Raw genomic sequence first — 24,093 nt, forward strand, 5'->3', positions numbered from 1 at the left:
TGAAAGGCAGCGTCAACACGACGAGGCTCGATCATCAGCCATAGGACTGCATGCTGATGACATTCTTGGCATCAGCCATACCAGCGTGACTGAGTGAATGCATCGCAGTTCAGGGCTGAACAACCAACAGAATGAAGTGCTCAAGTCGGATGCAGCCTTATTGAATGCCTTGAACGCGTGGATTCATCCCTGAGCACCCAGGGCCTGAGAGCAGAGCAGCAAGCCTCCCCGAGTTGAACGAGCCGGTCCAAGGCAGGCATTGAACAGTTCAGCACGAGTCGCAGCAAAGAAGAACGATGGCAGCGACAACGAAACGCTGCCCAGACGGACTGCAGGAGCCCAGCCCTCAACTGCCGATGCAGACGCACAAACAGAACTGAGGGTGCGATCGAGGCTGCAGCGGATCGCGCAGGCTTCGCCAGTGCCCGACCTCCTACGCACCAGGCAAGGGGAATCAGATCGCCAAACTTGCGCGCCCTTATCTCATCAACCCTTGCAGGGTGAGTGCCAAGCAATCAGACAAAGAGGTCATAGAGACATCAATGAAAAACCCCGCCCGGAAAACCGGACGGGGCCAAGGAACGACTCTTGAAGAATCGAGCAGGTGGCTAACGAATCAGCCGAACTTGCCAGATGTTGAGGCGATCAGGAATGCGGCGTACGTGAGTACGTAGCCAACAGTGAAGTGGGAGAGTCCCACAACACGGGCCTGAACGATGGACAGAGCGACAGGCTTGTCGCGCCAGCCCATCATGTTGGCGATGGGGCTGCGCTGATGAGCCCAGACGATGGTCTCAATCAGCTCCTGCCAGTAACCACGCCAGGAGATCAGGAACATGAATCCTGTCGCCCACACAAGGTGACCGAACAGGAACATCCAAGACCAAACAGCGAGGTTGTTGCTGCCGAAGGGGTTGTAACCGTTGATCAGCTGTGAGCTGTTCAGCCACAGATAATCGCGGAACCAGCCCATCAGATAAGTGCTGGACTCATTGAACTGAGCAACGTTGCCCTGCCAAATGGCGAGGTGCTTCCAATGCCAGTAGAAGGTGAGCCAACCGGCTGTATTCAAGGCCCAGAAGACGGCCAGGTAGAAGGCGTCCCAGGCAGAGATGTCGCAGGTGCCGCCACGGCCAGGGCCGTCGCAAGGGAAGGAGTAACCGAAGTCCTTCTTATCGGGCATCAGCTTGGAGCCACGGGCATCAAGCGCGCCCTTCACCAGGATGAGGGTGGTGGTGTGCAGACCCAGTGCGATCGCATGATGCACCAGGAAGTCACCAGGACCGATCTGCAGGAACAGATCGTTCGCACCGCCATTGATGGCGTCCATCCAATAGTGCTCTCCAGGGATGTTCTGCGACGCCAGGGTTGCAGAGCTGGAGGCATTGGCGAGGAACACATCAAAGCCATAGATCATCTTGCCGGAAGCGGCTTGGACGAACTGGGCGAAGACGGGCTCAACAAGGATCTGCTTCTCAGGAGTACCGAAGGCAACAACCACGTCGTTATGGACGTAGAGGCCCAGGGTGTGGAAACCGAGGAACAGGGTGACCCAACTCAGATGGCTGATGATCGCTTCCTTGTGCTCGAGCATCCGAGCCAGGACGTTGTCCTTGTTGGCTTCGGGGTCGTAGTCACGGATGAAGAAGATCGCGCCGTGAGCGAAGGCACCGCACATCAGGAAGATGGCGATGTACTGGTGGTGGGTGTACAGCGCTGCCTGGGTTGTGTAGTCCTTCGCGATGAAGGCATACGAGGGCATCGAGTACATGTGCTGCGCCACCAAGCTGGTGACAACGCCAAGGGAGGCCAAGGCGAGGCCAAGCTGGAAGTGCAGGCTGTTGTTCAGGGTGTCGTACAGACCCTTGTGGCCAGCGCCCAGGTCACCAGGGGTTCCCTTGGGTGGGTTGTGCGCTTCGTGGATTTCGCGGATGGAATGACCGATACCAAAATTGGTGCGGTACATGTGACCTGCGATCACGAAAATGCAACCGATGGCCAGATGGTGATGCGCGATGTCTGTGAGCCAGAGGGCTTCCGTCTGGGGGTGGAAACCACCCAGGAAGGTGAGAATCGCAGTTCCAGAACCTTCGGCGGTGCCGAAAATCTGACCTGTGGAGTCAGGGTTCTGGGCATACACACCCCAGTTGCCGGTGAAGAACGGCTGAAGACCTGCCGGGTGAGGCAGAACATTCAGGAAGTTGTCCCAACCAACGTGCTGACCGCGTGACTCAGGGATGGCCACGTGAACCAGGTGACCGGTCCAGGCAATCGAGCTGAAGCCGAAGAGAACGGCGAGGTGATGGTTGAGGCGTGATTCAGCGTTCTTGAACCAAGCCAGGGATGGACGGAACTTGGGCTGCAAATGCAACCAGCCGGCAAAGAGTGCCCATGCCGACAGGATCATCATGAAGATGGATCCCTGATACAACTCGGCATTGGTGGTCATGCCGATTGTGTAGAACCAGTGATACAGGCCTGAGTAGGCAATGTTCACTGGGGAGGAAGCACCCGCCTGAGTGAAGGCGTCAATGGCGCCTTGACCGAAGTGGGGATCCCAAATTGCGTGAGCGATGGGGCGCACGTGCAGCGGGTCGGCGACCCACTGCTCGAAGTTGCCCTGCCAGGCGATATGGAACAGGTTTCCCGAAACCCAGAGGCCAATGATGGCGAGATGCCCGAAATGGGTGGAGAAGAGCTTTTGATAAAGCTTCTCCTCCGTCATTCCGTCATGGCTCTCGAAATCGTGAGCCGTGGCGATCCCGTACCAAATGCGGCGGGTTGTCGGGTCCTGTGCCAGACCCTGGCTAAACGAAGGAAATTTCGTTGCCATTAGAGGGAAAGGTCAGGAGAGGTCAGCCGACCACAAGGATGTGGGCGTGGAAGAAGGCCCACGTGGTCGCGATGCCGCCCAGAAGATAGTGAGCGACACCCACAGCACGGCCCTGGGTGATGGACAGCGCACGGGGCTGGATGGCCGGAGCCACTTTCAGCTTGTTGTGAGCCCAAACAATGGACTCAATAAGCTCTTGCCAGTAGCCGCGGCCGCTGAACAGGAACATCAGGCTGAAGGCCCAGACGAAGTGAGCTCCAAGGAACATCAGGCCATAGGCGCTGGTGTTGGAGCCATAGCTGTTGATCACCTGTGCGGCCTGAGCCCACAGGAAGTCACGCAGCCAGCCATTAATCGTGATGGCGCTGTTGGCAAAATTGCCGTTGGTGATGTGTTGGACAGAGCCATCAGCATTCACCGTGCCCCACACATCGCTTTGCATCTTCCAAGAGAAGTGGAAGATCACGACGGAGAGGGAGTTGTACATCCAGAACAGACCCAGGAACACGTGGTCCCAAGCAGACACCTGACAGGTGCCGCCACGACCAGGACCATCGCAAGGGAAGCGGAAGCCCAGGTTCGCCTTATCGGGAACCAGACGTGAATTACGGGCGTACAGGACACCCTTCAGCAGGATCAGAACCGTCACGTGAATCGTGAAGGCATGGATGTGGTGGACCATGAAGTCAGCGGTGCCCAGAGGAATCGGGGCAGCGGCGACCTTGCCACCAATGGCCACAACGGAACCGTCGAACACTTCACTGACGCCAGCAAGAGCGTTAGGAGCGGTGCTTCCGGCTGCAGCGCCATGAAGGCCCTGGATCCATTGAGCAAAGACAGGCCTCAGCTGGATTGCGGAGTCACTGAACATGTCCTGGGGGCGACCCAGAGCACGCATGGTGTCGTTGTGGACATACAGGCCGAAGCTGTGAGCGCCGAGCCAGATGCACACCCAGTTGAGGTGGCTGATGATGGCATCGCGAGCCTTGAGCACCCGGTCAAGCACGTTGTCCACATGCTGTGCGGGGTCGTAGTCACGAACCATGGCGATTGCAGCGTGAGCTGCACCACCAACGATCAGAAAGCCACCAATCCACATGTGATGGGTGAACAGACCGATCTGAGTCGGGTAATCGATACCGATGTACGGATACGGAGGCATCGCGTACATGTGCTGGGCAACAACGATGCAAACCGAGCCACCCATTGCAAGGTTCACAGCCAGCTGGGCATGCCAGGAGTTCGTCATGAACTCGTAGATACCTTTATGGCCGTTGCTTGCAGGGAAGAGCAGAGGATCTCCCTGATGCGCTTCGTGGATCTCCTTAATGGAGTGCCCGATGCCGTAGTTGTTGCGGTACATGTGACCAGCAACGATGAACATCACGGCAATCGCCAAATGGTGATGCGCGATGTCGGTCATCCACAGGCTTCCAGTCACAGGGTTGAGACCACCCTTGAAGGTGAGGAAGTCGCCGTAGGCAGCCCAGTTACCGCTAAAGAAGGCACCGATGCCGGAGCCGATTCCTGGATAAAGCTGAGCCAGGAGATCCTGGTTGAAAAATTCGTGAGGCAGAGGGATGTCCGCCACAGAGGCGATGGTCTTGCCATTCAGGACCAGCGGTTGGCCGGCATCAATGGCATCCATCAGCTTGGTGGTGGGAGCCGAGACATGGATCAGGTGACCCGCCCATGACAAGGAACCCAGACCGAACAGAACCGCCAGGTGGTGGTTCAGCATGGCCTCGGCATCTTGGAACCACTCCAGCTTTGGAGCTGCCTTGTGGTAGTGGAAGACGCCTGCATTCAGCATGAGGCCAGCCATCACCAGAGCGCCGATTGCCAGGGCCATCAACTGAGTTTCAGTCGTGATGCCCCAGGCACGCCACATCTGGAAGAGGCCTGAGGTGATCTGGATGCCTTGATGCCCGGCACCCATGTCACCGTTGAGAATTTCCTGACCGAACACCGGCCACACCACCTGAGCACTGGGCTTCACGTGAGTGGGGTCGGCAAGCCAGCCGGAATAGTTGGAGAAGCGGGCCCCATGGAAGAAGGCGCCGCTCAGCCAAATGAACACCACGGCCAGATGGCCGAAGTGTGCACTGAAGATTCTGCGAGAAACCTCTTGGAGGTCGCTCGTGTGTGAGTCGAAATCGTGAGCGTTGGCGTGGAGGTTCCAAACCCAGGTGGTGGTTTTGGGACCTTTCGCAAGAGATCTGTCGAAATGTCCGGGCTTACCGAACAGTTCAAAGGTCGCAGGGTTGTCGACCTTGACAAATTTGCTCTTGCGAGTGCTCCCACGCTCTGGTGGGCTTTTGGTCATCGAGTCGTTCCTCGAGGGACGGGATCGAGGTGGTGGGCCACCCCTCCGATAAACCGGAAGGCTCATCGGGGCCCCGGATGTAGCTCGGCAAAGCCTCACAGCATCCGGGCGCCAGTGGTTTTCGGGAGAAAGGCCTCCCGACTCTCACTGGAGCATTGGGCCCCAAAGAGGGGACCGCTGGCGGAAGCATAGAGGCGAATGTCGACCCTCTGGCCAGGGGAGTTACAAAGGTTCAATCCGTCAGCGCCCCAGTGGGGACAGGGGGTCTGCCAGAGAGCGACTAACAGCCCAGTGCAGACATTTTGGAGGAATCAATAACAATTAAGAACTGCTTTTTTGAATCCCATTAACACAAAACTTGAGGCGCGCTGGGTCAGCGGATGGATTGTTCAGAATGCTTCTGAACTGCTGCAGCCTCCATGGGCACGTTGGCACGCCGCCATGCCATCGCAATCCTGCTCACCGCGCTGATCATTTTGATCGGTGTGGCACCTGCATCCGCCCTTGATATTCCAGCCATCGCCTGGGGGGATCGCACCGTCAACAATCGCCCCAGGCGAGTCGTAACACCCGAGGGACCTAAAGGCGGGCTGCAGGAAGTCACAGCACCAGGTGGCGTCCAGCAGCTGCGCAGCCGTCTGGACGGTCATCACCCCAGGCTGACGCTCAAAAACCCGCAGGACGGTGCCGTTCTGAGCAGCAAGGAACTGGAACTGGTTGTGGAGGTCGAGGACTGGCCACTGGTCAGCGATCCTGACCTGGGCCTTGGCCCCCACATCGCTCTCCAGATCGACAACGAGCCCCCGCTTCGTTTCAGCAGTGGCGAAACAAGCTCCGGAGCAGGTCTCACGGTGAAGGCAACCCTGCCGGCTCTTACTCCTGGCAGCCATCGCCTGAGTGCATATGCCGCCTATCCGTGGGGAGAAGCCGTGAAGGAGCCAGGCGCCAGCCTGAACTGGCGCCTGCATCAATTTCAGCCCCTCAAAGGGACCCAGCCAGATCGGAACGCTCCCTGGATGGTGATGGTTAGCCCCGCCGAGCTTGGTAACGGGCAGCCACTGCTCCTGGACTGGCTGATTTGGAATGCACCATTACAGAACCTGCGCGAAGGCGACGGGCGCTGGCGCCTGCGCCTCACCCTGAATGGAGACAGTTTCCTGGTGGACCGCCAGGACGCAATCTGGGTCCGTCAGAACGAAGCCAGCGAGATCGTTCAGATGGAACTGCTGGATGGTCTTGGAGATCCGATTGATCCAACCTTCAACAACCAACTGCGTTTCATTCCACCGCGAACCAGGCAGAAACCGGCTTGGCTCCAGTCAAGACTGAGCGAAAGCGATGTTGCCCGCCTCGTGGGCGACCCAGCTCCTAGCCCTGAGCCGGAGCCTGCAGCAGCGCTGCCGCAGGCCGACTCACCCGAGCCCAAAACGGAGGACACCAACAAAGCGCCATCGGTCGAAGAGTCGGTCGAAGAGACAGACGTTCCCATTCAGGTTGAAGAAGACAACGACAACAACTCCGGCACAAACGACAGCCTGGACGAGCAGTCAACGGCCATGGCAGAGGTCATGACAGAGGCCATGCCCCCAATCAGCGAACGGTCGAATCGCAAGATCTCCGCCAGCGGAATCGTCGATCCAACCAGCCCTCCACCGACAAAATCTGCTGAAAAGGAACAGTCACCCACCATCAGCCTGGGAGGATCAGATCGGGAGCCGTTGAACACTGACGAGCCCCAGCGCTGATTTCCGAGCCTGCTGTCCTGAACGCTGCAACGCCCCCTCTCTCCGAGGTTGACCCTGTCCTGCAACACCAAAGCGGTTTCGCGCTGGGGCTGTCGTGCAGTGCCCTGCCTCTGCTTCAACGACTGCAAAAGACTGGTCATGTGAAGCAGATCGCCCTAACAGTCAAGGCAGCGGAAGCGATCCAGACCCCTCCAGCGGATCTGATCCGCGGTAGCGGAGCTGCATTACTGGAGCAGCATTGGCGGGGCACGGTGGTCGTGATCGGGGCTTTAGGAGCCGTCACCCGTCTGATCGCCCCTCTGATTGCAAGCAAGTCCACAGATCCTGCTGTGCTTGTTTTGGATGCCGAAGCCCGCGTGGTGGTACCGCTACTGGGCGGACATCAGGCCAGAGCGGAAGCCCTCGCCTACGAACTGGCAGCGGCTCTTGGCGCCATCGCCGTCATCACAGGCGACTGCGCCAGCCAGAGACGACTTCCCCTCGATGCCTTTGGTCGCGACTGGGGCTGGCGTCCTGGAGGCGAGATCGGCGCCTGGCGTGCCCTCATGGTCGAGCAGGCCCAGGGGCATCCGATCAGCTTCAGGCAGCAAAGCGGCAGCCAACACTGGCGTCTTTGCAGCGCAGCGGCTGCACTTGTGGAGAACGCGCCTGATGGTGACAGCGAAGAGAGCGCTGAGGCCTTGGCCACAATCCGTTTGCAAATCACAGCAGAGCGGCGCTCCTCCTCCAGCTCAGGCGTCTGCTGTTGGCATCCTCCCGTCCTCTGGATTGGGGTGGGGTGTGAGCGCAACACCAGTTTCAGCCTGGTCGAACGGGCGATTCACAGAGGCTTAGCGGAAGCAGGCCTGGCGCCGGAAGCCGTGGCGGGCCTGAGCACGATCGAGCGTAAGGGTGATGAACCTGCACTGCTGAAGCTCGCTGCAGAGCAGGGCTGGCCCTTGAGACTGAACAGCCCAGAAGCCCTCGCCTCCATTGACGTACCCACACCATCAGCGGTGGTCGCCGCCGAAATGGGAACAGCTTCGGTGGCAGAAGCAGCAGCGTTGCTTGCCGCTGGAGAGAGAGGCCATCTACGGCTCTCGAAACTGATCGAAAAGCCTCAGGACTCCAATGAATGCGGAGCCGCCACCGTGGCCATCGCCGAAGCGATGGAGCCCTTCGCGCCCCAACGCGGCGAACTGCATCTGATTGGCAGCGGCCCCGGCGACCTGACTCTGCTCACTGCCGATGCGAAGCAAGCCCTCAGCCGCTGCGTGTCGTGGGTTGGCTACGGCCTCTACCTCAACCTGCTGGAGCCCCTGCGGCGCAACGATCAAGTGCGTTTGGATGGCCAATTAACCCGCGAACGAGACCGGTGTCTCCAGGCCCTGGAGCTAGCGCGTCAGGGTGCCCGAGTCGCCTTGGTGTCTTCAGGCGACAGCGGCATCTATGGCATGGCAGGCCTGGCTCTAGAACTTTGGCTATCGCTGCCTGAGCAGGAGCGCCCCCGCTTCGAGGTGCATCCGGGGATCTCCGCCCTTCAACTGGCTGCAGCCAGGGTCGGAGCCCCGCTCATGCATGACTTCTGCACCATCAGCCTCAGTGATCGTCTCACTCCATGGGAGGTGATCGAGAAGCGGCTTCAGGCAGCCGCTGACGGAGATTTTGTCGTGGCGCTGTATAACCCCCGTTCCAAAGGACGAGACTGGCAACTGGAACGCGCACGCCAGATCCTGCTCAGCGGCCGGGATCTGACCACCCCCGTTGCTTTGGCCCGTCAACTCGGGCGCAGCGAAGAAAGCGTCGAGCTTCATGCGCTTGGGACACTGCCTGTCGACGCCGTCGACATGCTCACTGTGCTGGTGATCGGCAACAGCACCAGCCGGCAATCAGATGGACGACTGGTCACACCACGTGGTTACCCAGGGGCCGAACTGACTTGAGCAATCCTCATGACAGTGGAGTCGGGATGACAGGATTCGAACCTGCGGCCCCTTCGTCCCGAACGAAGTGCGCTACCAAGCTGCGCTACATCCCGATGACGGGACTTTAGAAGATGACCTCCCTGCAGAAACCAGACTGGTTGCGCGTCAAAGCACCACAACGGGAGCGCATTGGCGCCGTGGCCGACATGCTTGTCGACCTGAACCTGAACACCGTTTGCCAGGAAGCAAGTTGTCCCAATATCGGCGAGTGCTTTGCAGGAGGCACGGCCACCTTTCTGATCATGGGGCCCGGCTGCACCCGGGCCTGCCCGTACTGCGACATCGATTTCGACAAGAGCGTGCGCACGCTCGATCCCACAGAACCAGAACGACTCGGCGAAGCGGTGGCACGCCTTGGCCTCAAGCATGTCGTCATCACTTCGGTGAACCGAGATGACCTCGACGACGGCGGCGCATCCCAATTCGTGGCATGCATCCAGCAGGTGAAGAAGCGCTCACCGCTGACCACGATCGAACTGCTGATCCCTGACTTCTGCGGCAACTGGGAGGCCCTGGCCACTGTGATGAACGCAGCGCCTCACGTGCTGAACCACAACATCGAAACCGTGCCCAGGCTTTACCGCAAAGCCAGACCCCAGGGCCTCTATGAGCGCTCTCTCGAACTCCTGCAGCAGGTGCGAGATAACTGGCCCCGGGCTTACACAAAATCAGGCCTGATGGTGGGCCTTGGCGAAGACGATGCGGAAGTCATCGAGGTGCTGCAAGACCTACGTGCCCACCAAGTGGACATCGTCACTATCGGCCAGTACCTCTCCCCTGGCCCCAAGCACTTGCCGGTGGACCGCTTCGTCACACCCGGGCAGTTCGAGCACTACCGCCAACACGGCGAGAAAGAACTCGGCTTTTTGCAGGTGGTGAGCACACCTCTGACTCGCAGCAGCTACCACGCCGGTGAGGTCCAACGCCTCATGCAAGCCCATCCCCGCTGAGCGGTCTCCGATCTACGCACCCAACCACTCCGAGGGATCGCGAACGTCACGCCTGCAGCTCCCCTGACACCGGGACCCATTCATGCAAGCTCCAGGTCACCAAATCGCGGCAAATCATCGGGTCCTGGCGAATCAGTTCCAGGGCAGAGGCATAGCTGGGGGCTTCAAACAACAACAGACCACCACCACCGGGTTTGTGCTCACCGTCCACCAGGAAACCACTGGCCATACGCACACCAGAGGAGCGCTGGGTCTCGACCCATTGACGATGATCGCTGAGGTGAACGCGTCGCTCCTCAACCGGTAACGCCGTCAGTGCATCGGTGAAAATCTCCTGCTTGATGAACCAGGCCATGGGTCTGCGTGATCAGGCGGCCACTGCAGCCTGATCACGCAGACCCATGGCAGCGCGCTCACTCGGAGGAACCAACAGTTTGAAGCGCTCCTTAGCTGCTGACCAATCGGCCAGCAGAGCCACGGCTTTCTCACTGCCCGTGGCAGCCACATAAGCCTCGAGCAACCCTTTCAGAGTGGCCTCCTGTTCACGCGTCGTTAGAGGGCAAACCTCAACGATCTCGTGGTTCACCCGGTCAGTGAGACCTCCATTGGAATCAAGGATGAAAGCCACACCACCGGTCATCCCAGCACCCACATTGCGGCCCGTGCTGCCCAGCACAACCACCACCCCGCCAGTCATGTATTCACAACAGTGGTCGCCCGTACCCTCAACGACGCACCGAGCACCGCTGTTGCGCACCGCGAAGCGTTCACCGGCTCGCCCATGCACAAACAGTTCCCCTCCGGTGGCGCCATAAAGACACGTGTTGCCGAGAATCACTTGTTCACCAGGGGATGCTGTCCCGGGATTCGGGACGAGAACGATGCGACCACTATTCATTCCCTTGCCGATGTAGTCATTGGCTTCGCCCTGAAGGCGAACATCCATTCCCTGCACCAGAAAGGCTCCAAAGCTCTGACCTGCCGCTCCGTGGAAATGAAGCTGCAACTCTCCCTGAAAACCACGGTTGCCGTGAAGGGCCGCAATTTCGCCGGCCAATCGGGCACCGATGCTGCGATCGGTGTTGACGATCTCGAGGGTGCGAGAAAGAGACCCATGGGTCTGAATCGCCGCCATCACCTCGGCATCAGCGAGCAACTGATCTTCAAGAGTCGGTCCATTGCCATGAGCCGAAGCCGCATGCGTCAGCCAGCTGCGACTGTTGCTACCAACAACTGGCGCCAACAAGGTGGTGAGATCCACTGACTTGGTCTTGGCCAAGCTCACCGCACGAGGCTTCAGCAGATCATTGCGACCGATCAGCTCCTCAAGGCTTGCCACTCCAAGCACGCTCATCAGCTGGCGCACCTCCTCGGCGACATACAAGAAGAAATTCACCACATGCTCGGGGAGTCCTGTGAAGCGCTTGCGCAGAGCTTCTTTCTGGGTCGCAACACCCACTGGACAATTATTGGTGTGACAAACGCGGGCCATGATGCAGCCCTCCGCGATCATCGCCACCGACCCGAAACCGAACTCCTCTGCACCGAGGAGCGCAGCCATCACGACATCCCAGCCGGTCTTGAGGCCACCATCGGCACGCAGCAGGACACGATCACGCAGACCGTTCTCCATCAGGCTGCGATGCACCTCGGTGAGACCAAGTTCCCATGGTCCTCCCGCATGCTTGATGGAACTCAACGGTGAGGCACCAGTACCACCATCGTGACCGGAGATCTGGATCACGTCCGCATTGGCCTTGGCAACGCCTGCGGCGATGGTGCCAATACCGATCTCAGCCACGAGCTTGACCGACACCCTGGCACTGGGGTGCACCTGATGGAGATCGTGAATTAACTGCGCCAGATCCTCAATCGAATAGATGTCGTGATGGGGAGGCGGAGAAATCAGAGCCACACCGGGCTTGCTATTCCGCAGCCAGGCGATGTACTCATCCACCTTCGGTCCAGGCAGCTGGCCGCCCTCACCGGGTTTGGCACCCTGAGCCACCTTGATCTCGAGCTGTCGACCACTGCGCAGATATTCGGCGGTCACACCAAACCGCCCTGAAGCGATCTGCTTGATCGCCGAGCAGGCCGTATCCCCGTTGCTGAGGCCCCGAATGGCAGGCAGGGTCGCTGATCGACCTTCACTGTCCACATCGGCAAGCACCTTGAAACGGGCCGGATCCTCTCCACCCTCGCCACTGTTGCTTTTACCGCCGATGCGATTCATGGCCACGGCTAAGACCTCGTGAGCCTCCCGCGACAGCGCCCCGAGACTCATGCCACCCGTGCAAAACCGTTCGCAGATGCTTTGCACACTCTCCACCTGGTCCAGGGGCAGTGGCGTGGCAGCAGTCCTGAACTCAAGCAGGTCGCGCAGGGCCGTGACCGGACGGTTCTCCAGCAGGGTGCGATAGGTCGAGAAGTGGTCGTAGCCAGGGCCCTCCTTGACAGCTTTATGGAGCGCCTTAGACATCTCCGGGCTGTTGAGGTGGTACTCCCCACCAGTTCGGTACTGCACAAAGCCCATGAACTCGAGCTTGGTGCGGTTGAGCTCTGGGAAGGCCTTCGCATGAAGGAGCAGGGTCTCGCGAGCCAATTCCTGAAGGGAGAGACCCGCGACTCGGCTCGTTGTGCCTGTGAAAGCACGCGCGATCACATCGGCACCAAGACCGATCGCTTCGAAGATCTGAGCCCCGTGATAGCTCGCCAAAAGGGAGATGCCGATCTTGGAGAGAATCTTGCGAAGACCGTTCTCAAGAGCAAGGCGGACATTGGCCTGAGCCTTGGCCGCAGTCAGGGCCTCAAGTTTGCCCTGCTCGATCCGCTTCTGGGTCTTGGGATGAACCAGCCAATGGCGGATGGTCTCCCAGGTGAGCCAAGGGCAGACGGCGCTGGCGCCATAGCCGATCAGGCAAGCCAAATGATGGGTGCTCCAGCACTGCGCTGTGTCAACCACCAAAGAACACTTCAGGCGTTGCCCCGCTCGCAAGAGGTGATGGTGTACGGCACCAACAGCCAGCAGAGGCGGAAGGGCTGCCACTGTTGCCGCCAGGGGAGCGGGCTGACCTTGAGCAGCCACGCGGTCACTCAGCACCAGAATCTGAGCCCCTTGCTCCACAGCACTGCTAGCGGAAGCACAGAGTTGATCCAGAGCAACCTGCAAGGCCTCGGCCGAGAGGGTCGGATCAAACTGAGTCGAGAGATGGCGCGAGGGCAGTCCCTGATTGGCGATAGCGGCCAGTTCGGCTTCGTTCAGGACAGGTGAATCAAGGTGCACCAAGGCAGCGGCCTCAGGCTGCGGACAGAGAGCCGGCCGCCGTTCACCCAGATGCATCTCCAAGCTCATCACTAGCTTTTCGCGCAGAGGGTCGATCGGCGGATTGGTGACCTGAGCGAAGCGCTGCTTGAAGTAGTCGTAGAGAAGATGTGGCTTGTCCGAGAGCACTGCTAGGGGAATGTCGTCGCCCATGCAGTAGGTGGGCTCCTTGGCAGCCGCTGCCATGTCTTCGATCACCAGCTCGAGGTCTTCAGCGGTGAAACCGGTTGCAGTCTGCAAACGCAGCAGGTCGAGATCGGCCAGCTGGCTGTCGTCCGTCCAAGGCTGCGAGTCAAGATTGCGGCGATGCTCTTGTAGCCAGCTGCCATAAGGATGGCGTGCGGCAGCATCTTCCTTCACGGCCCAATTGTCGAGCAGTTCACCCCGCTCAAGGTCCACAGCGAGCATCTGGCCAGGGCCGAGCCGACCACGACTCACCACGGTCTTGTCGCTCAGATCCACCACGCCGGTTTCCGACCCCATGATCACAAAGCCGTCGCTGGTGGTGCACCAACGGGCTGGGCGCAGACCGTTCCTGTCCAAAGTGGCACCCACACGCTTGCCGTCTGCAAACACCAACAAGGCCGGACCGTCCCAGGGCTCCTGGATACCGGCATTGAACTCGTACATCGCCGTCACGTCTGGACGAGATTCGAGATCGGGCTGATTGCGGAAGGCCTCGGGGACCAACGTGATCAGGCTGTCGGTGATCGAACGCCCACTGCGCACCATCAACTCGAGGTTGGCGTCGAGGTTGGCGGAATCACTGAAGGCAGGATTCACCACAGGGTTCAAGTCAGCCGCGGCATCGCCCCACACTTGGCTGAGTTGGGCCTCGGAAGCACGGGCCCAGTTGAGATTGCCCAAAAGGGTATTGATCTCTCCGTTATGGCCAAGCAGTCGCATCGGCTGAGCCAGCGGCCAGCGAGGAAGGGTATTGGTGCTGAAACGGCGGTGATACACCGCAAAGCTCACCGCGAAGCGAGCGTCGCGGAGGTCGGCATAGAAAGCCGCCAGCACCTCAGAGCGCACCATGCCTTTGTAGACAACGGTGCGACTGCTCAGCGAAGCGACATAAAGGTCTCTTGCCCCTTCGGCACCAAAGGCTTTGCGGGCACGATCGCCCAGACGGCGCCGCAGGCGAAACAACAGGGCCTCAAGGGCATCTCCAGCCTGCTCGCCCTCAACAAGCCACTGGTGAATCGAGGGAGCCGTCTCACGCGCGAGAGGACCGAGCACAGCTGAATCAACCGGCACTTCACGCCAGCCCTTGGATTGGAGACCAAGGGCTGCAGCCTCCTCAGCGGCAAACGTCTGAGCCTGCTCACGACGACTGGGATCGGATGGAAGGAACAGCATTCCCAGGCCGCGGCCATCCCCAGAAGCAGCAGCCTCCGGCCAGACAGCCTTGAGATAGTCCCAGGGGATGCCACAGAGCACACCGGCGCCATCACCAGAATCTCCATCCCCGCCACAGCCGCCGCGGTGTTCCATGCAGCCCAGGCCTCGAAGGGCTTGCTGAAGCAGCCAATGGCTGGCCTCTCCCTGCAGCTGGGCCAGAAAACCCACACCGCAGGCATCCTTCTCTCCGGCCACGGCTTCAGGAGCTGGGGTATCGCAATGGGGCCAGGCTGAGTCGGAAAGTTGGGTCATGTCCTTCGGTCGAATCGGACGTCAGCCGCAGACGCAAAGACCCAGCGGCGGCGCTGACGCGATTGATGATCCTAAGGACGCGTGGTGCTGCACAAAAATCCGGCTAGCGTCCGATCCATGGTTTCGCCGCCGCCACCACCCGCCCCGATCCCCGAAGTCCGTGCCGTTAGCCCCGTCCAGGGCTCAAGCTTGCGCCTGGCCGGATCGGAGATCAAAACGCCCTGGCTTTGGATCGGCAGTGATCGTCAAAAGCCCGACCAGATCTGGCTGCCTCTGGATGTCCTCGTCGCCCGTTTCGGTTTCCAGAGAAACAACGCTAGAGATGGTGAGGAGCTCGAATGGTATGGGCACAAGGCCTCGCTTCGGAGCTTGACCCAGCGCTCGATTGATGACGAAGTCGCCATCGAGGTAAGTGGTTGGCTGAGCGCCGTAGGCGTGAAGCTCGAGCGAACCGGCGACACCCTCGCCATCAGACTTCCGGCGCCCAAGGTGATCCGCCTACGCAGAGGCAAAGGCAGCACCGCAAACCGGCTGGTGATGGATCTCAGTGGACCGGCCTTGCTGCAAAGGGAGGGCAACGATCTAGTCCTTGGACTCCGTTCAACCCCAACGCAGGACGGGCAACTGCGGGCGATGGGATTACGTCCGAAGCGAAGTCGTAGCAGCCTGACCCTGAGCGGCCAGGGCACGACACTGTCGACTCTGACCCTGGCCAGCCCATGGCGGATCGTTCTGGACGGTCTAAGCAGCAGGAACCGGGGTGCTGCGATCGGTCGCGACCCACTAGCTGCGCCCTTGCTCAACCCTGCGATTCAGCGCTTCGTGCGGCAAGGGCTGGTTCTGGACAAACGGGTGGTGAAGGTGGGAGTCAAGCCCCTACTCATCTACCGAGTCGGAACCGATCCCAACAGTCAGGGGCTAGAGCTACGCCCACTCGCACCGAGGAGTGGTCAACAGGGGCTCCGCTTCCTCAACCAACTCGCCCAACCTGCAGGCGCCGTGTTCGCGATCAACGGAGGATTTTTCAACCGCATCCGCCAATTACCCCTTGGAGCGGTGAGGATCGACGGCAACTGGCTTTCCGGGCCGATTCTCAACCGCGGAGCGATCGGCTGGAACGGTACAAACCGTCTTTACTTTGGCCGTCTGCGCCTCAATCAAGAACTGATTGTTGAAGGCGGGCAGCGCTGGGGCCTCGGCCATCTGAACAGTGGCTATGTGCAGCGCGGACTGAGCCGCTATGACCACGCCTGGGGCCCTGTTTATCGAGCCTTGAGCGGGAGAGAGCAGGCGATCACCGTCATTGACGGAGACGTTCGTTCTCTGCACAACAACGCCGCACTGACAAGAGGGGTGCCAATCCCTCTCAAAGGAGACTTGGTCGTGGCCCGTGGGGGCGCACCGGTGCCGGCCCGCCCTGGCCAACGGGTCACGATCCGCACCAGCAGCTCAAATCCTGTGGGCGATCAGCCTCAGGTACTCGGAGGAGGCCCCCTCTTGCTGCAAAACGGTCGTGTGGTTCTCAACGGTCGCCAGGAAGGCTTCAGCGCCGGCTTCCTCGCCCTGTCAGCACCGCGGACGGTGGTTGCTCAGGACAAAGAGCGTCTCTGGCTCATGACACTGAAAGGAGCTGGCAGCAGCGATCCAACCCTGCTGGAGAGCAGCCTGGCTCTGCGCCAGCTGGGCATCACCGATGCCCTCAACCTGGATGGCGGCAGCTCCACTTCCCTGTTAGTGGCAAACCGTCTGGTGATGACCGGCCGCGGTATGGCCCCCAGAGTGCAGAACGGCCTTGGGCTGGTGCCAAAATAACGCGGATGTCTGTCTGACCCCAGTCCAATGGGCGCCACTCTGCAGATCACTCCATCCGCAGCAGCAGAGCTCGGCCGCCAGGCTGCTGTTGCTGGCACGGCCGGACAGATGCACCTCGATCTGGTTTCTGGGCACTGCGAACGTCATGTGATCCGACTTCAGCCGGGTTCCCTGGGGGGGGTGCCTGTGGCCCGCGGCGACGGGCTCACCCTGCATGCTCCCGCCGCGCAGGTGAGCGAGCTGGGAGGCCTCTGCCTCGACTACCGCAGCGATCTAAGTGGTGGTGGCTTTCTGATCACAGCCCGCAGCGGAATCCGCAACTGCGCCTGCGGCAGCGCCTTCACCCGCCTGTAAGGAAAGGGGCAGGCGACCCGGTATGGTGGTGGATTGTCGAATCAGGTCGGGACTCCGGCCGCAAACCGACCGTCGATGCCAACCATCCAACAGCTGATCCGTAACGAACGCCAGAGCGTCAAGGCGAAGACCAAATCGCCCGCTCTTCGTTCCTGCCCTGAGCGCCGGGGGGTGTGCACACGTGTGTACACCTCCACTCCGAAGAAACCCAACTCGGCCCTGCGCAAGGTGGCCCGTGTGCGCCTGACCTCAGGCTTTGAAGTCACGGCCTATATCGGCGGCATCGGCCACAACCTCCAGGAGCACTCTGTGGTTCTGATTCGCGGTGGCAGGGTCAAAGACCTTCCCGGTGTTCGGTACCACATCATTCGCGGCACACTCGACACCGCCGGCGTCAAGGACCGACGTCAATCTCGCTCCAAGTACGGCGCCAAGGCGCCCAAGGAATGATGCGTGAGGGCGTGCACCCCAAGCGCTCCCAATCCATCCATTTGCAGTATCCATTTCCCATCCACTGACAGTTCATGTCACGCCGTAACGCCGCCGTCAAGCGCCCGATCCTTCCCGATCCTCAGTTCAATAATCGCCTGGCCACAATGATGGTGGCCCGCCTTATGAAGCACGGGAAGAAGTCCACTGCGCAGCGGATTTTGTCTGATGCCTTTGGCCTGATCACCGAGCGCACCGGCGGAGATCCGGTCGAACTGTTCGAAACCGCAGTCAAGAATGCGACTCCCTTGGTGGAGGTCCGTGCCCGGCGGGTGGGCGGTGCGACCTACCAGGTGCCGATGGAAGTTCGCCAAGAGCGCGGCACGGCCATGGCCCTGCGCTGGCTGGTGAGCTTCTCCCGCTCCCGCAACGGCCGCAGCATGGCTCAGAAGCTGGCCGGCGAACTGATGGATGCCGCCAATGAGGCTGGCAATGCCGTTCGCAAGCGCGAAGAAACCCACAAGATGGCCGAAGCCAACAAGGCCTTCGCCCACTACCGCTACTGATCCCCAGTCGTCCCGGAAGCCACTGAGTTCCGGGACGGACCTGTAGGATCTCCACCGCCTTTTTACGCCCCACCCCGGAGTTTTCTGTGGCTCGCGCCTTTCCCCTGGAACGCGTCAGAAATATTGGTATCGCCGCCCACATTGACGCGGGCAAAACCACCACGACCGAACGGATTCTGTTCTATTCCGGTGTGGTGCACAAGATCGGCGAGGTGCACGACGGTGCAGCTGTCACCGATTGGATGGCCCAAGAGCGTGAGCGGGGCATCACCATCACCGCCGCTGCGATCTCCACCAGCTGGAACGACCATCGGATCAATATCATTGATACCCCTGGCCACGTGGACTTCACCATTGAGGTGGAGCGTTCCATGCGGGTCCTCGACGGTGTGATCGCCGTCTTCTGTGCAGTGGGTGGTGTTCAGCCCCAGTCAGAGACTGTCTGGCGTCAAGCCGACCGTTACTCCGTGCCCCGCATGGTGTTCGTCAACAAGATGGACCGCACCGGCGCCGACTTCCTGAAGGTCCATGGCCAAATCAAGGATCGCCTCAAGGCCAACGCCGTACCGATCCAGCTTCCGATCGGCGCTGAAGGTGAGCTGAGTGGAATCATCGACCTGGTAGCCAACCAGGCGCATATCTACAAGGACGATCTCGGCCAAAACATCGAAGTCACCGATGTGCCTGCCTCCATGAAGGATGAGGTTGATGAGTGGCGCAACGTCTTGATGGAAACAGTTGCCGAAAACGATGAGACTCTGATCGAGAAATTCCTTGAAACTGGAGAGCTCAGTATTGAAGAGCTCAAACGCGGCATCCGCGAAGGCGTCTTGAAGCATGGTTTGGTGCCTGTGCTCTGCGGCTCAGCCTTCAAGAACAAAGGTGTTCAGCTCGTCCTCGACGCCGTTGTTGATTACCTGCCGGCTCCTGTGGACGTTCCACCGATTCAAGGTGTGCTTCCCAACGGCAAAGAAGCCGTTCGTCCTTCCGACGACAAAGCCCCTTTCAGCGCCCTTGCCTTCAAGGTGATGGCCGATCCCTACGGCAAGCTCACCTTTGTGCGGATGTACTCAGGTGTCCTTGAGAAGGGCAGTTACGTCCTGAACTCCACCAAAGACAGTAAAGAGCGCATCTCGCGCTTGGTGGTGCTCAAGGCGGACGACCGCGAAGAGGTTGATGCACTGCGAGCCGGAGATCTTGGTGCTGTGCTCGGCCTGAAGGCCACCACCACCGGCGACACACTCTGTGCTGTTGACGACCCGATCGTTCTCGAGACCCTGTTCGTTCCCGAACCGGTGATCTCCGTTGCGGTTGAACCGAAGACCAAGGGTGACATGGAGAAACTCTCCAAAGCCCTGGTGTCTCTGGCCGAGGAAGATCCAACCTTCCGCGTGCGCACCGACTCGGAAACAGGTCAGACCGTGATCGCTGGCATGGGCGAACTGCACCTGGAAATCCTTGTCGACCGGATGCTCCGTGAATTCAAGGTGGAGGCCAACATCGGCGCTCCTCAGGTGTCCTACCGCGAAACCATCCGTGCCGCGTCACGGGGCGAGGGCAAGTTCTCCCGCCAGACCGGCGGTAAGGGTCAGTACGGCCACGTGGTGATCGAAATGGAGCCCGGCGAGCCCGAATCCGGCTTCGAATTTGTCAACAAGATTGTTGGCGGCGTCGTTCCCAAGGAATTCATCAAGCCCTCCGAAATGGGCATGAAGGAAACATGCGAATCCGGCGTGATTGCAGGTTTCCCGATGATCGACGTGAAAGTCACCATGGTCGATGGTTCATATCACGATGTGGACTCATCGGAAATGGCATTCAAAATCGCCGGTTCGATGGCCTTCAAAGATGCGGTCAAGAAGTGCAATCCTGTGCTGCTTGAACCGATGATGAAGGTCGAGGTTGAGGTCCCCGAGGATTTCCTTGGCTCGGTCATTGGCGACCTCTCCTCCCGTCGAGGCCAGGTCGAAGGTCAGGCGATTGACGATGGCACGTCAAAGGTCTCGGCCAAGGTACCCTTGGCTGAGATGTTCGGCTACGCCACCGAGCTCCGATCCATGACCCAGGGTCGGGGTATTTTCTCGATGGAATTCAGCCACTATGAGGATGTTCCTCGCAATGTGGCAGAGGCCATCATCTCCAAGAATCAGGGCAATTCCTGATCTCTACCCCCCCTTAAATTCACCCCCGATTCTTTAAACAAAATGGCTCGCGAGAAGTTCGAAAGGAACAAGCCCCACGTCAACATTGGCACCATTGGCCACGTTGACCACGGCAAAACCACCCTCACTGCTGCGATCACCAACGTGCTCGCCAAGAAGGGTCAAGCCGAAGTTCAAGACTATGCCGATATCGACGGTGCCCCCGAAGAGCGTGAGCGCGGGATCACCATCAACACCGCCCACGTCGAGTACGAAACCGATACCCGTCACTATGCCCACGTGGACTGCCCTGGCCACGCGGACTACGTCAAGAACATGATCACCGGTGCCGCCCAAATGGACGGCGCCATCCTGGTCTGCGCCGCCACAGACGGCCCAATGGCACAGACCAAGGAGCACATCCTTCTTGCCAAGCAGGTGGGCGTGCCTGCTCTGGTGGTGGCTCTGAACAAGTGCGACATGGTCGATGACGAAGAGATCATCGAACTGGTCGAACTGGAAATCCGTGAGCTGCTCTCCAGCTACGACTTCCCCGGTGACGACATCCCCGTCATCCAGGTCTCTGGCCTGAAGGCGATTGAAGGCGAAGCTGAGTGGGAAGCCAAGATTGAAGAGCTGATGGCTGCGGTGGATGCCAACATCCCCGAGCCTGAGCGCGAGGTCGACAAGCCCTTCCTGATGGCTGTCGAAGACGTGTTCTCCATCACTGGTCGCGGAACAGTCGCAACCGGTCGTATCGAGCGTGGCAAGGTCAAAGTTGGTGAGGAGATCGAAATCGTTGGCATCCGTGAACCTCGCAAAACCACCGTTACCGGTGTTGAGATGTTCAGGAAGCTCCTCGAAGAAGGAATGGCTGGAGACAACTGCGGCCTTCTGCTCCGCGGTATCCAGAAAGAAGATATCGAACGCGGCATGGTGCTGGTGAAGCCCGGTTCGATCACGCCTCACACCAAATTCGAAGGTGAGGTCTACGTTCTGAAGAAGGAAGAAGGTGGCCGCCACACCCCCTTCTTTGCTGGCTACCGGCCGCAGTTCTACATTCGTACCACTGACGTGACCGGTCAGATCACTGCATTCACCGCCGATGACGGCAGTGCTGTTGAGATGGTGATGCCTGGTGATCGCATCAAGATGACCGGTGAGCTGATCTGCCCTGTGGCCATGGAAACCGGCATGCGCTTCGCTATCCGCGAGGGCGGTCGCACCATCGGCGCCGGCGTGGTCTCCAAAATCATCGAGTGATCACGATCGCTTGATTGAGGTGATGGGTGCGTCGTTCGCGACCCACCCATCCCTTACAGTTTTCAGCAACGGTGCTGCCCTCGTTGAAGGCAGCGTCTGAACCTCGACAACTCACTCTCTCCGTTCCCTGCGGGAACCGTCTCTGCGCTTCCTATGTCCACCGCCATTGCTCAGCAGAAGATCCGCATCCGCCTGAAGGCGTTTGACCGCCGCATGCTTGATCTCTCCTGCGACAAAATCATTGAAACCGCCGACAACACGGCTGCAACCGCCATCGGCCCCATCCCCTTGCCGACAAAGCGCAAGATCTACTGCGTCCTGCGTTCTCCCCACGTGGACAAGGATTCTCGCGAGCACTTTGAGACCCGTACCCATCGCAGGATCATCGATATCTACAGCCCTTCGGCCAAAACGATCGACGCCCTGATGAAGTTGGATCTACCCAGTGGCGTTGACATCGAAGTCAAGCTCTGAGCTCTCCACGTCCTTCAGGTCAGCTGCCTAAAATCATCGTTCTCGGAATCCATCTCTAGTGGCTGACCTGTCCGTCAGAGAGTTACCCCTCTTCCCTCTGCCGGATATCGTCCTGTTCCCTAGGGACGTGTTGCCATTGCACATCTTCGAGTCTCGCTATCGAATGATGCTGCAGACCGTTCTGGAGGATGATCGCCGCTTCGGTGTGGTGCGCTGGAACCCGAACACTCAGACCATGGCATCGATTGGATGCTGCGCTGAAATCCTTCAGCATCAGACATCAGAAGATGGAAGAAGCAATATTGTCACCCTCGGCCAGCAGAGGTTCCGCGTGCTTGACGTGGTCCGTGAGGCCCCCTACAGGACGGCAATGGTGAGTTGGATCGAAGACGATCCTGTCGAGGATCGCGACCAGCTCACAGAACTTGCCCAGAACGTCAGCCAAGCCCTCAGAGATGTTGTGGAACTGACTGGCAAACTCACCGACTCGCCAGCAGCACTACCTGAAGACCTACCTGAACTGCCGCGAGAGTTGTCGTTCTGGATTGGGGCCCATCTCGGTGGACCAGTCGCTGAACAACAGCAAGAGCTACTCGAACTCACTGATACCAGCGAGCGCCTGAAGCTGGAATTCGAGATGCTCGATGAGACCCGGCGTCAGCTTGCCGCTCGCACTGTGCTGCGCGACACCCTGGCCAACGTCGACTGATGAATACCTCAGCTGTGCTCGGGTTGGCCGTAGCCCTGTCTGTTGCGATCGTTGCTGGCGTGGTCGTTTGGACCAAGCGCAATCGCGCCTACCACTCGAGCGACAGTGTGGCGGCGGCCTACGACGCCTGGACAAACGACCGCCTGCTGGAATCCCTTTGGGGTGAGCATGTGCACCTCGGTCACTATGGTGACCCGCCACGCCAACGCGATTTCCGAGACGCCAAGGCTGACTTCGTGCATGCCCTGGTGCATTGGAGTGGTCTCGACCAACTTCCCGCAGGCTCCAACGTGCTTGACGTGGGGTGTGGGATCGGCGGCAGTGCACGGATCCTCGCCCGCGATTACGGCTTTAACGTGCTGGGGATCAGCATCAGCCCAGCACAGGTCGCCAGAGCCACAGCGTTGACCCCAGAGGCAAGCACCTGCCGCTTTGCGGTGATGGATGCGCTTGATCTGAAACTGGATGATCAGCAGTTCGATGCCGTCTGGAGCGTTGAAGCAGGGCCTCACATGCCTGACAAGCAGCGCTATGCCGATGAGCTGCTGAGGGTCTTGAAATCTGGCGGGACTCTGGCAGTCGCGGACTGGAACCGGCGAGACCCAAGCGATGGCGAGATGAATTCAATCGAACGCTCGGTGATGCACCATCTCCTCACCCAATGGGCCCATCCCGAGTTCGCCAGCATCAAGGGGTTTCACCACAACCTGGTGGCGAGCATCCACCAACGCGGAGCGATTCAGGTGGATGATTGGACCAAGGCCACCCTCCCCTCCTGGATCGATTCGATCGCCGAAGGGGTCCGCCGCCCTGGAGTGGTGCTGCGGCTGGGTCCATCGGCCTTACTCCAAGGCTTGAGAGAGACCCCAACCTTGCTGCTGATGCATTGGGCCTTCGCGACCGGGCTGATGCAGTTCGGTGTCTTCCGCAGCTCTCGGACCCAAACCTGATTCTCCGCAAAGCTGTGGTTGAACCTGTCGTTCAGAAATCTCTCAGACCAGGGCCCATCTGCGATCCCAGTGATGGGGAACTGCGGGTGAGCTGGGAGCATTACCACCGTCTGATTGAACATCTTGCCCTGCAGCTGCAGCACTCCGGACACAGCTTTGATCAGGTCGTCGCCCTCTCTAGAGGGGGGCTACGGGTGGGAGACGCGCTCTCCCGTCTGTTCAAGCGGCCCCTGGTGATCATGGCCGCCAGCAGCTATGGGGGAGGGGATGGCCGTGCGCAGGAAGAACTCAGGCTTGGGAACCAGCTAGCCCACACCTGCGAGGCCCTCGGCCCGAAGCTGCTGCTGGTGGACGACCTGGTCGACAGTGGTGACACCCTGCATGCATCCCGACACTGGCTTCAGGAGACGCTGCAACCAGAGTTGATCAAGACCGCAGTGCTTTGGCTCAAAACGAGCAGCCGGATGAAGCCCGACTTCTGGGCCATGGAACTGCCCGGCAATCCCTGGGTTGTACAACCGTTCGAACGATGGGAACACTTGCACCCGAGCCAACTGCAACCACTGCCTGAAGGATCGGGCGACGCACCATGAGCGCTCCAG

18 protein-coding genes and 1 tRNA gene are annotated in these 24,093 nt (G+C 59.7%); 13 read left to right on the top strand and 6 right to left on the bottom strand.

The window, feature by feature from the left end:
- Window positions 1–183 precede the first annotated feature (183 nt).
- The 3 genes from DXY10_RS11040 to psaA form a co-directional block, all read right to left on the bottom strand.
- Window positions 184–441, bottom strand: a complete 258-nt coding sequence (locus DXY10_RS11040; RefSeq protein ID WP_115019319.1) for a hypothetical protein — start codon at window positions 439–441, stop codon at window positions 184–186.
- 175 nt (window positions 442–616) lie between these two features.
- Window positions 617–2,833, bottom strand: a complete 2,217-nt coding sequence (psaB, locus tag DXY10_RS11045; protein WP_115019321.1) for a photosystem I core protein PsaB — start codon at window positions 2,831–2,833, stop codon at window positions 617–619.
- A gap of 22 nt (window positions 2,834–2,855) precedes the next feature.
- Window positions 2,856–5,159: a photosystem I core protein PsaA gene (gene psaA, locus DXY10_RS11050; protein ID WP_115019323.1), complete on the bottom strand. Its 2,304-nt coding sequence runs from the start codon at window positions 5,157–5,159 to the stop codon at window positions 2,856–2,858.
- A 419-nt stretch (window positions 5,160–5,578) separates the two neighbouring features.
- Here psaA and DXY10_RS11055 point away from each other — a divergent pair, with 419 nt between their 5' ends.
- Together DXY10_RS11055 and cobJ are read left to right on the top strand one after the other, a co-directional pair.
- Window positions 5,579–6,904 carry a hypothetical protein gene (locus DXY10_RS11055; protein WP_115019325.1) on the top strand — a complete coding sequence of 442 codons (1,326 nt, stop codon included), beginning with the start codon at window positions 5,579–5,581 and terminating at the stop codon, window positions 6,902–6,904.
- A gap of 140 nt (window positions 6,905–7,044) precedes the next feature.
- A complete protein-coding gene (gene cobJ / locus DXY10_RS11060; RefSeq protein ID WP_244282277.1) occupies window positions 7,045–8,826 on the top strand; it encodes a precorrin-3B C(17)-methyltransferase in 1,782 nt (593 codons plus the stop codon).
- 21 nt (window positions 8,827–8,847) lie between these two features.
- On the opposite strand, the gene DXY10_RS11065 is transcribed toward cobJ, so the two are convergent.
- A tRNA-Pro gene (locus DXY10_RS11065) sits at window positions 8,848–8,921 on the bottom strand.
- 27 nt (window positions 8,922–8,948) lie between these two features.
- Between DXY10_RS11065 and lipA the strand changes: the two genes are divergently transcribed.
- Window positions 8,949–9,818, top strand: coding sequence for a lipoyl synthase (lipA, locus tag DXY10_RS11070; RefSeq protein ID WP_115019374.1), 870 nt, complete (start codon window positions 8,949–8,951; stop codon window positions 9,816–9,818).
- Window positions 9,819–9,864: 46 nt separating this feature from the next.
- Here lipA and DXY10_RS11075 read toward each other — a convergent pair whose 3' ends face one another.
- Both DXY10_RS11075 and gltB read right to left on the bottom strand, forming a co-directional pair.
- The gene (locus DXY10_RS11075) at window positions 9,865–10,173 is read right to left on the bottom strand and encodes a YciI family protein (RefSeq protein ID WP_115019329.1); all 309 of its coding nucleotides are present in this window, start codon (window positions 10,171–10,173) and stop codon (window positions 9,865–9,867) included.
- Window positions 10,174–10,185: 12 nt separating this feature from the next.
- Window positions 10,186–14,793 carry a glutamate synthase large subunit gene (gene gltB, locus DXY10_RS11080; RefSeq protein ID WP_115019331.1) on the bottom strand — a complete coding sequence of 1,536 codons (4,608 nt, stop codon included), beginning with the start codon at window positions 14,791–14,793 and terminating at the stop codon, window positions 10,186–10,188.
- Between the two features lie 117 nt (window positions 14,794–14,910).
- Here gltB and DXY10_RS11085 point away from each other — a divergent pair, with 117 nt between their 5' ends.
- The 10 genes from DXY10_RS11085 (at window position 14,911) to DXY10_RS11130 (ending at window position 24,084) form a co-directional block, all read left to right on the top strand.
- Window positions 14,911–16,605, top strand: coding sequence for a phosphodiester glycosidase family protein (locus DXY10_RS11085; RefSeq protein WP_115019376.1), 1,695 nt, complete (start codon window positions 14,911–14,913; stop codon window positions 16,603–16,605).
- 27 nt (window positions 16,606–16,632) lie between these two features.
- Window positions 16,633–16,959, top strand: coding sequence for an AIR synthase (locus DXY10_RS11090; protein WP_115019332.1), 327 nt, complete (start codon window positions 16,633–16,635; stop codon window positions 16,957–16,959).
- 75 nt (window positions 16,960–17,034) lie between these two features.
- Window positions 17,035–17,409 (top strand): 30S ribosomal protein S12, encoded by a 375-nt coding sequence (gene rpsL, locus DXY10_RS11095; protein ID WP_115019334.1) that lies wholly within the window; start codon window positions 17,035–17,037, stop codon window positions 17,407–17,409.
- Window positions 17,410–17,483: 74 nt separating this feature from the next.
- Complete coding sequence (gene rpsG, locus DXY10_RS11100) at window positions 17,484–17,954, top strand: 30S ribosomal protein S7 (RefSeq protein ID WP_115019335.1); 471 nt, start codon at window positions 17,484–17,486, stop codon at window positions 17,952–17,954.
- An 86-nt stretch (window positions 17,955–18,040) separates the two neighbouring features.
- Entirely contained in the window at window positions 18,041–20,116 is a 2,076-nt protein-coding gene (fusA, locus tag DXY10_RS11105) for an elongation factor G (protein WP_115019337.1), read from the top strand.
- 42 nt (window positions 20,117–20,158) lie between these two features.
- Window positions 20,159–21,358, top strand: a complete 1,200-nt coding sequence (tuf, locus tag DXY10_RS11110) for an elongation factor Tu (protein ID WP_115019339.1) — start codon at window positions 20,159–20,161, stop codon at window positions 21,356–21,358.
- A gap of 153 nt (window positions 21,359–21,511) precedes the next feature.
- Window positions 21,512–21,832 (top strand): 30S ribosomal protein S10, encoded by a 321-nt coding sequence (gene rpsJ / locus DXY10_RS11115; RefSeq protein WP_006042265.1) that lies wholly within the window; start codon window positions 21,512–21,514, stop codon window positions 21,830–21,832.
- A 58-nt stretch (window positions 21,833–21,890) separates the two neighbouring features.
- Entirely contained in the window at window positions 21,891–22,541 is a 651-nt protein-coding gene (locus DXY10_RS11120; RefSeq protein ID WP_115019341.1) for an LON peptidase substrate-binding domain-containing protein, read from the top strand.
- The gene (locus DXY10_RS11125) at window positions 22,541–23,491 is read left to right on the top strand and encodes a methyltransferase domain-containing protein (protein ID WP_115019342.1); all 951 of its coding nucleotides are present in this window, start codon (window positions 22,541–22,543) and stop codon (window positions 23,489–23,491) included. Before DXY10_RS11120 ends, DXY10_RS11125 begins: the two co-directional genes overlap by 1 nt.
- Before the next feature lie 14 nt (window positions 23,492–23,505).
- Entirely contained in the window at window positions 23,506–24,084 is a 579-nt protein-coding gene (locus DXY10_RS11130; RefSeq protein ID WP_198412989.1) for a phosphoribosyltransferase, read from the top strand.
- The last annotated feature ends 9 nt before the right edge of the window (window positions 24,085–24,093 follow it).

Source organism: Synechococcus sp. UW140, from assembly GCF_900474295.1.
In the GTDB taxonomy this organism is placed as follows: Bacteria; Cyanobacteriota; Cyanobacteriia; order PCC-6307; family Cyanobiaceae; genus Synechococcus_C.

What these genes read in the sequence shown, in the direction of transcription:
- DXY10_RS11055 (WP_115019325.1), top strand. Translation starts at nt 5,579, where the DNA reads ATGGGCACGTTGGCACGCCGCCATGCCATCGCAATCCTGCTCACCGCG.
- psaB (WP_115019321.1), bottom strand. Translation starts at nt 2,833, where the DNA reads ATGGCAACGAAATTTCCTTCGTTTAGCCAGGGTCTGGCACAGGACCCG.
- DXY10_RS11075 (WP_115019329.1), bottom strand. Translation starts at nt 10,173, where the DNA reads ATGGCCTGGTTCATCAAGCAGGAGATTTTCACCGATGCACTGACGGCG.
- rpsG (WP_115019335.1), top strand. Translation starts at nt 17,484, where the DNA reads ATGTCACGCCGTAACGCCGCCGTCAAGCGCCCGATCCTTCCCGATCCT.
- rpsJ (WP_006042265.1), top strand. Translation starts at nt 21,512, where the DNA reads ATGTCCACCGCCATTGCTCAGCAGAAGATCCGCATCCGCCTGAAGGCG.
- DXY10_RS11085 (WP_115019376.1), top strand. Translation starts at nt 14,911, where the DNA reads ATGGTTTCGCCGCCGCCACCACCCGCCCCGATCCCCGAAGTCCGTGCC.
- DXY10_RS11125 (WP_115019342.1), top strand. Translation starts at nt 22,541, where the DNA reads ATGAATACCTCAGCTGTGCTCGGGTTGGCCGTAGCCCTGTCTGTTGCG.
- psaA (WP_115019323.1), bottom strand. Translation starts at nt 5,159, where the DNA reads ATGACCAAAAGCCCACCAGAGCGTGGGAGCACTCGCAAGAGCAAATTT.
- DXY10_RS11090 (WP_115019332.1), top strand. Translation starts at nt 16,633, where the DNA reads ATGGGCGCCACTCTGCAGATCACTCCATCCGCAGCAGCAGAGCTCGGC.
- gltB (WP_115019331.1), bottom strand. Translation starts at nt 14,793, where the DNA reads ATGACCCAACTTTCCGACTCAGCCTGGCCCCATTGCGATACCCCAGCT.
- tuf (WP_115019339.1), top strand. Translation starts at nt 20,159, where the DNA reads ATGGCTCGCGAGAAGTTCGAAAGGAACAAGCCCCACGTCAACATTGGC.
- rpsL (WP_115019334.1), top strand. Translation starts at nt 17,035, where the DNA reads ATGCCAACCATCCAACAGCTGATCCGTAACGAACGCCAGAGCGTCAAG.